This is a genomic window from Coleofasciculus sp. C1-SOL-03 (assembly GCF_040220555.1).
In the GTDB taxonomy this organism is placed as follows: Bacteria; Cyanobacteriota; Cyanobacteriia; order Cyanobacteriales; family Coleofasciculaceae; genus Coleofasciculus.
Genome location: NZ_JAVJUO010000149.1, coordinates 92,207 through 101,679 on the forward strand (window position 1 = coordinate 92,207; position 9,473 = coordinate 101,679).

The 9,473-nt window shown below is 46.6% G+C and carries 5 protein-coding genes, 1 tRNA gene and 1 rRNA gene; 2 read left to right on the top strand and 5 right to left on the bottom strand.

Annotated features, from left to right (window positions below; all coding sequences use genetic code 11):
- Window positions 1–122: 122 nt before the first annotated feature.
- On the bottom strand, window positions 123–2,186 hold the full coding sequence (locus RIE73_RS24285) for a hypothetical protein (protein ID WP_446403626.1): 2,064 nt from the start codon (window positions 2,184–2,186) through the stop codon (window positions 123–125).
- A gap of 223 nt (window positions 2,187–2,409) precedes the next feature.
- Between RIE73_RS24285 and RIE73_RS24290 the strand changes: the two genes are divergently transcribed.
- The gene (locus tag RIE73_RS24290; protein ID WP_446403627.1) at window positions 2,410–4,389 is read left to right on the top strand and encodes an aconitate hydratase; all 1,980 of its coding nucleotides are present in this window, start codon (window positions 2,410–2,412) and stop codon (window positions 4,387–4,389) included.
- Between the two features lie 127 nt (window positions 4,390–4,516).
- Here the strand turns inward: RIE73_RS24290 and RIE73_RS24295 are convergent.
- The 4 genes from RIE73_RS24295 to glyQ form a co-directional block, all read right to left on the bottom strand.
- A tRNA-Ser gene (locus tag RIE73_RS24295) sits at window positions 4,517–4,603 on the bottom strand.
- Window positions 4,604–4,706: 103 nt separating this feature from the next.
- Entirely contained in the window at window positions 4,707–5,282 is a 576-nt protein-coding gene (locus RIE73_RS24300; RefSeq protein ID WP_446403628.1) for a Uma2 family endonuclease, read from the bottom strand.
- Window positions 5,283–5,485: 203 nt separating this feature from the next.
- Window positions 5,486–7,837 (bottom strand): ComEC/Rec2 family competence protein, encoded by a 2,352-nt coding sequence (locus RIE73_RS24305; protein ID WP_446403632.1) that lies wholly within the window; start codon window positions 7,835–7,837, stop codon window positions 5,486–5,488.
- A gap of 79 nt (window positions 7,838–7,916) precedes the next feature.
- Window positions 7,917–8,810: a glycine--tRNA ligase subunit alpha gene (gene glyQ / locus RIE73_RS24310; RefSeq protein ID WP_446403629.1), complete on the bottom strand. Its 894-nt coding sequence runs from the start codon at window positions 8,808–8,810 to the stop codon at window positions 7,917–7,919.
- A gap of 533 nt (window positions 8,811–9,343) precedes the next feature.
- On the opposite strand from glyQ, the gene RIE73_RS24315 reads away from it, so the two are divergent.
- Window positions 9,344–9,473: ribosomal RNA gene (locus tag RIE73_RS24315) — 16S ribosomal RNA — on the top strand; the annotation flags it as partial.

Genomic DNA, 9,473 nt, shown 5'->3' on the forward strand with positions numbered 1-9,473 from the left:
CATTTCCGATTATTTCTCCAATTTTATAACATTTCACTTCAAATACCTCCAATTCTCCACGTCCCTCTGCGCTTTCCTCTGCGTCCCTGGAGCGTTAAAATATAATCCCAATACCCCCATCATCAACAGCGCCAAATCCTAATCGTTTTATCCGAACTCCCACTCACTACAGTCTTTCGATCCGGACTGATCGCCACAGAATACACCGCACCCTTATGCCCTTTCAGAATATCAATAATTTTCCCTGTACTTAACTGCCAAAGCTGAACCGTCTCATCCGAACTCCCACTTACCAGAACCTTTCCATCCCGACTCATAGCCAGTGCATTAACCGAACCAAAATTCCCCGACAAGGTACTCATTTCTTTACCCGTTCCCAAATACCAAAGCTTAATCGTTTGATCCGCACTACCACTGGCAATCATTTTTCCATCAGGACTAAATACCACTGCCTTAACCGCCGCTTTATGTCCACTCAACGTCATCATCAATTGACCTGTGGTTAAATCCCAAACCTTAATCGTCTTATCATCACTCCCACTGGCAAAAATCTGACCATTGGGGCTAATTGCCACGGCGTTAACTCGCCCTAGCCAATCGGAATGCTGAATTGATAAAGGAATTTCTTTACCCGTTGCCAGATTCCACAATTTAATCGTTCGATCATCACTTCCACTAATTAAACGTTGCCCATCTCGACTAAAGCCAATGGATTTAACTGAACTCGAATGTCCCATGAGGGTATAGAGTTCCTGTCCCCTATCTAACGCCCACACTTTAATCGTATAATCATTATTACCACAGGCAAGCCGTTTCCCATCCGGGCTAAACGCAATTGATTTTACCCCATTAAACCAGGCAAAGTTTTTAGCCATAATTCCCATCTCCTGACCCGTTTTTAATTGCCAGAGTCGCAGGGTTTGGTCATCACTGCCACTGGCAAAAGTCTCTCCTTGGGGACTAATTGCCACTGCATTAACTTTACCTGAATGAGTAGTTAAGGTTTGTACACAATGCCAGTTCTGGGTAATTAAACCAGACTCGGTGCGAGTTTCCAGTGTGGTTAGTCCCGTCCATACATCTTGCAGGGAATTACTAATCTGATGAATATTTTTGCCCACTCCCTGAAGTCCGGCGTCAAGTTCATGTCTTAACATTGCCAGAGACAGGAAGGAATGTTCTGGCGTGTCTGAGGCATTTGGGGATGACGAGGGTAATCGATTTTTGTGCTTAATGTCTTGCAGTTTATGAATTGTCCTCTGAAGTTGAACAATAGTTTCCTTGAGTTGTTCAATCTGTTGGTGTCGCTGGGAATTGACCTGTTGCGCGTTGGTTTCCAGATGAGAGACTTGCTGGTTCAGGGGTTCAATGTAGTCATACCATTTGGCGATCGCGTCTTTTAATTGTCCCAGCTTTAATTCTTGGTCGCTAACCTGGGGGGTTAAGGTGTCGAGTTGAGTTTTTAAGGGTTCAAGCTGTTGCTGAACTTGGAGAATAATCGCATCATGCTGTTGCTGATTGGCGGCGTTAAATTCGGCAAATCGCTTTTGAGTTTGGCTATCCAGGCGAATCAGTTCCTGGTTGAGGGTGTCAATGAGGGGGTTAATATAAGCCAGAATTCCTTCCGCTTGCAGGTGTTGTAATGCGTGTAATTGATCCAGTTGGGTTTGGGTTTGGCGATCGCGCTGTTGGGTTGTCTCGTCGAGTTGGTTAAGATGCAGGTGCAGGGGATGGATGAGTTGATAGATGTGGGCGATAATTTCCGCATGTTGTTGCTGATTCGCGCTATTGAATTGTTCCAGTTGCTTTTGGCTGCGGCTATCCAGTTGAATCAGTTGTTGATTCAGGGGTTCGATTAGCTGATGAATTTTCGCGATCGCCGCCTTATACTGTTGAGCATTAACATCCTTAAGGTGACTGATACGCTCCTGAGTCTGGATATCCAGTTGAGAGAATTCCTCGTGAATCGGTTCTAAGTTGTGGTACACCTGCGCGATCGCGGTATCTTGGTGTTCACGGTTGAGTTGATGCAACCGTTGACGATTTAGGACATTCACCCCCAGCGTCAAGGTTAGGGGGGTAGCAGCGTAGACGACTTGCTGAGTCGCGGCGGCGATCGCGGTTCCCAAAAATGAACCCCCGATACAAACATATTCGGTAATATCGAGCCAGTGTCGTTGAGTCATGGCTGTCCTGGTGGCTAGTTGTCCCTGATTACCTTAATTATCTATCATCTCTCCAATTTGGGATTATAGTTTTTACCTCGTCCTGCGATCAGCAACCCAGCCATAATCGATGATTTAGCATGGAAGGCTATCACTTGAACTACTCTTTGGATAGAGATTGTCCCAAACCTTAACCTGCTATTGTCTAACCAACGACTCAGTATAAATAGCAGGAGATCAACTCATGCCCTTGAATGTCACCCAAAAACTGATTCAATCTCATCTGGTTTCTGGCACGATGGAACCTGGTGCAGAAATAGCCCTCCGGATCGATCAGTCTTTGACCCAGGATGCCACAGGAACCATGGTCATGCTGGAGTTAGAAGCTATGGGTATTGATCGGGTTAAAACTGAGCTTTCGGCACAATATGTCGATCACAACCTCCTGCAAACCGACTATAAGAATGCCGACGATCATCTGTTTTTGCGATCCGCCTGTCAACGGTTTGGCATTTGGTATAGTCGCCCTGGCAATGGTGTTAGCCATCCCGTTCAGATGGAACGCTTTGGTATTCCCGGCAAAACCTTGATTGGTTCTGATAGTCACACGCCAGCAGCAGGTTCCCTGGGAATGCTAGCCTTTGGCGCGGGTGGAATTGATGTGGCAATGGCAATGGCGGGGGAACCCATGTTTGTGAAAATGCCCAGAGTCTTGGGTGTGAAACTTTTGGGGAAATTACCCGATTGGGTTAGTGCCAAAGATGTTGTCCTGGAAATGTTGCGCCGCTACGATGTCCACGGCTGTCGGGGCATGATTATTGAATATTATGGACCCGGACTTGCCCAACTCAGTGCCATGGATCGCCATGTTATCGCCAACATGGGAACGGAAATGGGTGCCACGACCACTGTTTTTCCCTCTGATGGTGAAATTAAGCGATTTTTAGAGGCTCAAGGGCGAGGACAGGATTGGGTAGAACTTGTCGCCGATGAGGATGCTGAATACAATGTCTATGACATGATTAATTTGTCGGAACTGGTTCCCTTAATTGCTTGTCCCAGTAGTCCTGGAAATGTTGTTCCGGTTACCGAAGTGCAGGGACGCCCTGTTAATCAGGTGGTGATTGGTTCCTCAGCAAATCCAGGGTTGCGTGATTTCTGGATAGTCAGCCAAATTGTGAAAGGACAAATTGTTCACGATCGCGTATCCTTCGATGTCAACCCAACCTCCCGCCAGGTGATTGAGAATTTAGCGGCAATGGATGACGCCTTTATGAATTTAATCCATGCTGGAGTACGATTTCATCAGGCAGGCTGTTTAGGTTGTATCGGCATGGGACAAGCACCCGCTTCTGATCAAATCTCTTTACGGACAATGCCGCGTAACTTCCCTGGGCGTTCGGGAACGGCTGATGATCAAGTGTATTTGTGCAGTCCAGAAACGGCTGTGGCGGCGGCTATTACGGGGGAAATCACTGATCCGCGTGAGTTGGAACAGCGTTTTGGTATCACCTATCCCCAATTCATTGCCCCAGAAACGGAAATCATTAATACCGATATGTTAGTGGCTCCGCCGGACAATGGTAGGACAGTGGAACTGGAAAAGGGACCCAATATTAAATCCTTCCCCGAATTTACCGCTTTACCCAATGACATTTCTGTGCCTGTGCTGTTGAAAGTAGAGGATAATATTTCCACCGATGAAATTTTACCTGCTGGTGCGCGGGTACTGCCCTATCGCAGTAATATTCCTGGCATTAGCCAGTTTGTCTATTACATGAAAGATGAGACATTTTGGCAACGGGCGGAAGCAGCGAAAGAAAAATCTGGGGGTCATGTTATTGTTGGCGGGAGTAACTATGCTCAGGGTTCTAGCCGCGAACACGCCGCGATCGCACCCCGTTATTTGGGGCAAGTGGCTGTTTTAGCTAAATCTTATGCCCGGATTGGTTGGCAAAATCTGGTGAATTTTGGGATTATGCCCCTAGAGTTTGTCAATCCTCAGGATTACGACAGTATCAGCGAAGGGGATGAACTGGAAATTATTGGCTTACGGGAGGCGTTAGAGGCAGAGCGTTCAATTCCTGTAAAGAACCTCACCAAGGACATCGTATATCCTATGACTCATAGCCTGAGTCCCCGTCAGGTGGAAATTATGCTTTGTGGCGGCTTAATCAATCACTTTAAAGCTAAATCACAAGACGCTCAACCTGTCAATATCTAAATTTGGGTTAACTGCCCCCTTTTTGGTAGGGAAAAGCTACAGGACAGAAGTTCAATTTTTCCCTACACCCTACACCCTACACCCTACCTATACCTCAAGTAGCTTGTCACCCTTCAGGTTTTTTCCACGGAGAGGGGGGGATTCGAACCCCCGATGGCTGTGACACCATAACAGATTTCGAGTCTGCCGCATTCAACCGCTCTGCCACCTCTCCAAATCTTTGTTCTATGATAATAGCACTCATCGTTACTGAATAGTGGTTCGACACCGCTAAAATGGTGGAATAGAATCAAGGCACTTTGTAATCGAGATTGCTACTACTGAGAAATTGCCTGTCTAAAAAACCTCATTGCTTCAACTGTAGAAGTCATTAATACACACCGAGTTAACAAGTCGATGTCTAGATCGGGTAGTACCTCAGAGGTATAAATTCGTTCGTAACCGTCCGCTCTAAGATGATGCAAGGTAAATAGACCATCTTCCCAGAACCAGACTTCAGGTATACCCAACTCCTGATAGCGATTCAGTTTGGAGAGATTGCCACTGGTAAAGACCACTTCGATAGACAAGTCTGGAGTGTTCTTTAACGTTCCGATGGAGTAAGACTCATCAGCTTGTGCTGAGGCTACCCCTTCTTTCTCTTGGGTAAACCTTCCTGTCGGGGTGAACTCAATTCCCTTTTCCTCAAAGTAGATGGCTAACAAAATCCCGATCAAGCGGCTAAAGGTTTCGTGGTCTTGAGAAACTGCCAAGATTTCTACTTCTCCTTTATAGTAGAACAACCTTATTCCTGGTGACTCTGCAAAGCTTTGTTCTAGGAGTTTGAATTGTTGCCAACTCATTCCAGAGTGGGTAAGCCGTTGGTCTTTTTGTTTTGAGACTATCTGTGTCATTCCTTCTGTTCCCCATAACTTGATCAGGTAAGTCGTTCCCCTAATCTGGCAAAGTCCTGAATCCTGAGTGTTACTCCTACTGGCGTGACACACGTTATTCGGTGGATTAGAATTGTAGGGGCGCACTGACGTGCGCCCGGTTTAAACGTCAAATCTATTCCACAATTTTAGCTGTGTCAGTCCACTACCTTCTTGGTCAGGTTTCAGAAAAGCGCTGCATCAGTACGGTTAGCCTCTAAGGTAGTTTCAAAGCCCTGTTCAGGTGTCCACTGAATCGCCCCATCACGCCCAGTCCAGAACAATTCAACCTGAGCATTTTGTAACACTTTAGCGGCTTGGGGTTCAATGACATCCGCCGATGCGATCGCCACTTTGGGTTGGAGTACGTCTACCAATCGAGGCGTGAGAGGTTCACCAGACCACCATAGCACTTGAATTTGAGGCAAATTATCCCGTTGAGCGAATTGATTTTGCTCATCGGGTGGCATATCTCCCAAGAGTAACCAGGTTCGATCCTTAATTTGAAGCTGTACGATAGGGGGTTGAGCTTTGATTAATTCAAGCGTCGTTTTTTCTCCAGAACCCGTAGCACCAACCGCTAAACGTTGTTCCGTTGACACGACTTCATAAATTCCATTTTGGGATTGAACCGCCTCGGCGATCGCCTGTGTATCAGTGGGTAACGGTTCGGAATGGGCTAAGTCGTAAAATCGCTTGACGGGCAAACTTTCCAATATTGGCACCCAACCACTGCGGAGGCGAGGTTGTGAATCAACCGCCACCGCCCAATCCACTTGATTAATCCCCTGCTTTTGCAAAAAAGGTAAGATGGTAAAGGTGGCGGTATCGGTTTCCCCGCTGTTGACAAGGGTAACTTGACCCTGATCCTGAATCACCAAAACCTGTTCTTGATTAGCTGCTAAGACGGTAACTTGAAACTGTTCCAGCCTCGATTGCCAAACAGGTAAAACAACGATCATTAAAGCAATTACACCGGCGAATACGCCTCGCTGCTGCACACGAGAACTGATACAAGTGATGCCAATTAAGCCATAAAGCAGCAACAACTGCGTCAGCGAAATCGTACCTAGGGCGACTGAACTACCGGGTAAAGCATTAAAAAATCGCACCAGTTCCAGCAAGGCTTGAATTGGATAATACAACAATCCCGCGATCGCGCTACTGACGAAGGGCGAAACTAATGCGACTAAGGCACTTAGAAAACCTCCTAGGCTAATTACGCTAATTAATGGTGTGCCGATAATATTAGCAACTACACTGTAAGGGGCAATCATGCCAAAGACATACAGTTGTAAGGGTAATGTCCACACCAGTGCGGCTAAGGGAACGGCGATTAAAGCGGCAATAACCGAAGGTAACCAGTCGAGATTCTTAACTAAAGGAGGTACAGTGACTAGCAATCCCAAAGTGGCTAAAAAGCTTAACTGAAAGCCTAAATCCCAGATCCACAACGGATTGATAATCAACAAAATCGTCGCGGCGAGTAATAGAGAACCCAAGGGTTTAACTTGTCGATGAGTCAGCAGTGCCACTAATGCGCCTAATCCCATAATGGCAGCTCGCAGAACAGAGGGTTGCAAACCCGTTAAACCCACATAAATCAGTAACGCTGTGAGTCCAATCCCGAATTGCGTTTTTGTTCCCCACCGTTTCGTTAACGCTAATACCGAACCCAAAATCAACGACACATGAAACCCAGATGCGGCTAGGACATGAGCGAATCCGGTTTGAATAAATAGGTCGCGAATATCATAAGGTAAATCGACAGCTTTGCGTCCCAATACAATTGAACTCAACAGGGGACCGGCTGGACTTCCTAGCTGACGCACTTGGGCATGGATAATACGTTGGCGTAACATCCACCATCCCCATGTTGGTTGTTGATTTTCATCGGGAAAACTGACTTGTCGCCCACTTAAACCAGCAAACGCGCCTTCCTTGGCTAAATAGGTAGCAAAATCAAATCCGCCAGGATTAGCGGCGGGTTTAGGTTTGTATAAAACACCTGTGACAGAAATAGTTTGCCCTGGGAAAAGACCCGTAGATTGTAATAAAGGAACCGTTACATATAACTTACCTGTGACACCTCGCGTGGTTGTGCCGCGATTTTCATTACTTTCCAGTTCAGTGAGTTGGGTAGCTTCTAGCCAAAATTGTCCCTTCTGCGATCGCGTCAGTCGAGGAACGGTTTCGACTTCGCCTTGAATGGTGACAACTTGCCCTTGCGTCGTATCCTGTCCAGACGCCACAAATTGACTGATGTCATTGGATTCAGGTTGAGGTAATCGCAGTTGGACATAGAACAGGGCGATCACCGCAACCAGGCTAGCGGTCAACCATAATCTAGGTCGAGGTCCGGTGCGCCAAATCCGAGGCAGCGCGATCGCACAAAGTATGCTGATGCCGATTACACTCAAGATTAAGAGGCTATACTCTTGCCAGGTAACAGTACGAGTAGGCAAGCCGACAATGGCTGTAGACAATAAGGCAAGAATATAAGCCACACTCAGTAGCGAACCACTGGCAAGATTCATCGGATAGCTAAACCGGGTTTCCAAACCACAACGGTGTGAAAGAAACAACAAGCATGACGAAGGTGTTCAGTCGCCAACCCTAAACCGATAACGTTTGAGACGAGGATGATGACTTGAGCGGAAATCCTAATCCTTCTCGTTGCTGTAAGTAAAGTTGTGCTACTCGTCTGGCTAAGTTGCGAATTCTGCCAATATAGCGTGTCCGTTCCGTTACCGAAATCACACCTCTGGCATCTAGTAAATTGAATGTATGAGAGCATTTGAGAACATAGTCAAGACTGGGTAAGACAAGGCTTCTGTCAATGAGTTGCTTGGCTTCTTGCTCGTACAAACCAAACAGCGTTAATAATAAGTCAGGGTTAGACGCCTCGAAATTATAGGTACATTGCTCGATTTCACCTTGGAGGTGAACGTCGCCGTAGTTAAGCTGGTCATTCCACTGGATTTTGGTCATCGCATCGACTCCTTGTAAATACATGGAGATTCGTTCCAACCCATAAGTAATTTCGATGGAAACTGGGCGACAGTCCACACCACCGCACTGCTGAAAGTAGGTAAATTGGGTAATTTCCATGCCATCGAGCCAAACTTCCCAACCCGTTCCCCAAGCTCCGACAGTGGCATCTTCCCAGTTATCCTCGACAAAGCGAATATCATGATCTTCAGGATGAATGCCTAAAGCCCGGAGGGAATCGAGATAAATTTCTTGAATCGTGTTGGGTGATGGCTTAATCAGGACTTGATACTGATAGTAGTGTTGAAAGCGATTGGGATTTTCCCCGTAGCGTCCATCGGTTGGTCGTCGGCAGGGTTCTACATAAGCTACTGACCACGGTTCATCGCCAATGGATCTGAGAAAGGTGTGGGGATTTTTGGTGCCGGCACCTTTTTCCATGTCGTAGGGTTGAGCAATCAGGCAACCGCGATCGCTCCAGAACTGGTGTAACGTAGCAATTACAGACTGAAAATTCACACGACCTCCACAATTTTGGTCAAAATCTATCACTACATTTTGGCATCTTGCTTGTTTGTCCCGGCTGAATACCTGGTTCGTGGGTTAAGCGAGGGCGGGGGAGTTGACTGTGTTCGTCTGAGGGTAGGCAGGTGATTGGCTACTTGAGTGTAACAGGATAGTGCGATCGACATAGTGGCTGAGTGGTCTTCTGAAAGGAGTTCTCTACGTAAAAAGGAGTAGAGCTAAAATTTTTTTAGTCCCCTAAACCCTTACTCCTCGTTGATTTCAGCCTCCTCTCAAAAAAAATATCTCAAGAAGGTTGACAACTCTAGAAATAGCCACTACATTGGTAAATGCGCTTGAAACGGAGTTCGCTCCACACCCAAGCGTCCGAACCAAGACAAATCAATAGTTTGAAAGCCAAGTATACAAAACTCCTTGTCAAAAAACTTCGAGAGGAATCAGGAAACTGAAGCTCTCTCAACTTATAAGGATAACTTGGAAATGTCACCTATTAATAGGAGACATTTCGGAGCCTAGAAAAAAACTCTAATATGGAGAGTTTGATCCTGGCTCAGGATGAACGCTGGCGGTCTGCTTAACACATGCAAGTCGAACGCAACCTTCGGGTTGAGTGGCGGACGGGTGAGTAACGCGTGAGAATCTGCCTTGGGGTCGGGG

What these genes read in the sequence shown, in the direction of transcription:
- RIE73_RS24305 (WP_446403632.1), bottom strand. Translation starts at nt 7,837, where the DNA reads ATGAATCTTGCCAGTGGTTCGCTACTGAGTGTGGCTTATATTCTTGCC.
- RIE73_RS24290 (WP_446403627.1), top strand. Translation starts at nt 2,410, where the DNA reads ATGCCCTTGAATGTCACCCAAAAACTGATTCAATCTCATCTGGTTTCT.
- RIE73_RS24300 (WP_446403628.1), bottom strand. Translation starts at nt 5,282, where the DNA reads ATGACACAGATAGTCTCAAAACAAAAAGACCAACGGCTTACCCACTCT.
- RIE73_RS24285 (WP_446403626.1), bottom strand. Translation starts at nt 2,186, where the DNA reads ATGACTCAACGACACTGGCTCGATATTACCGAATATGTTTGTATCGGG.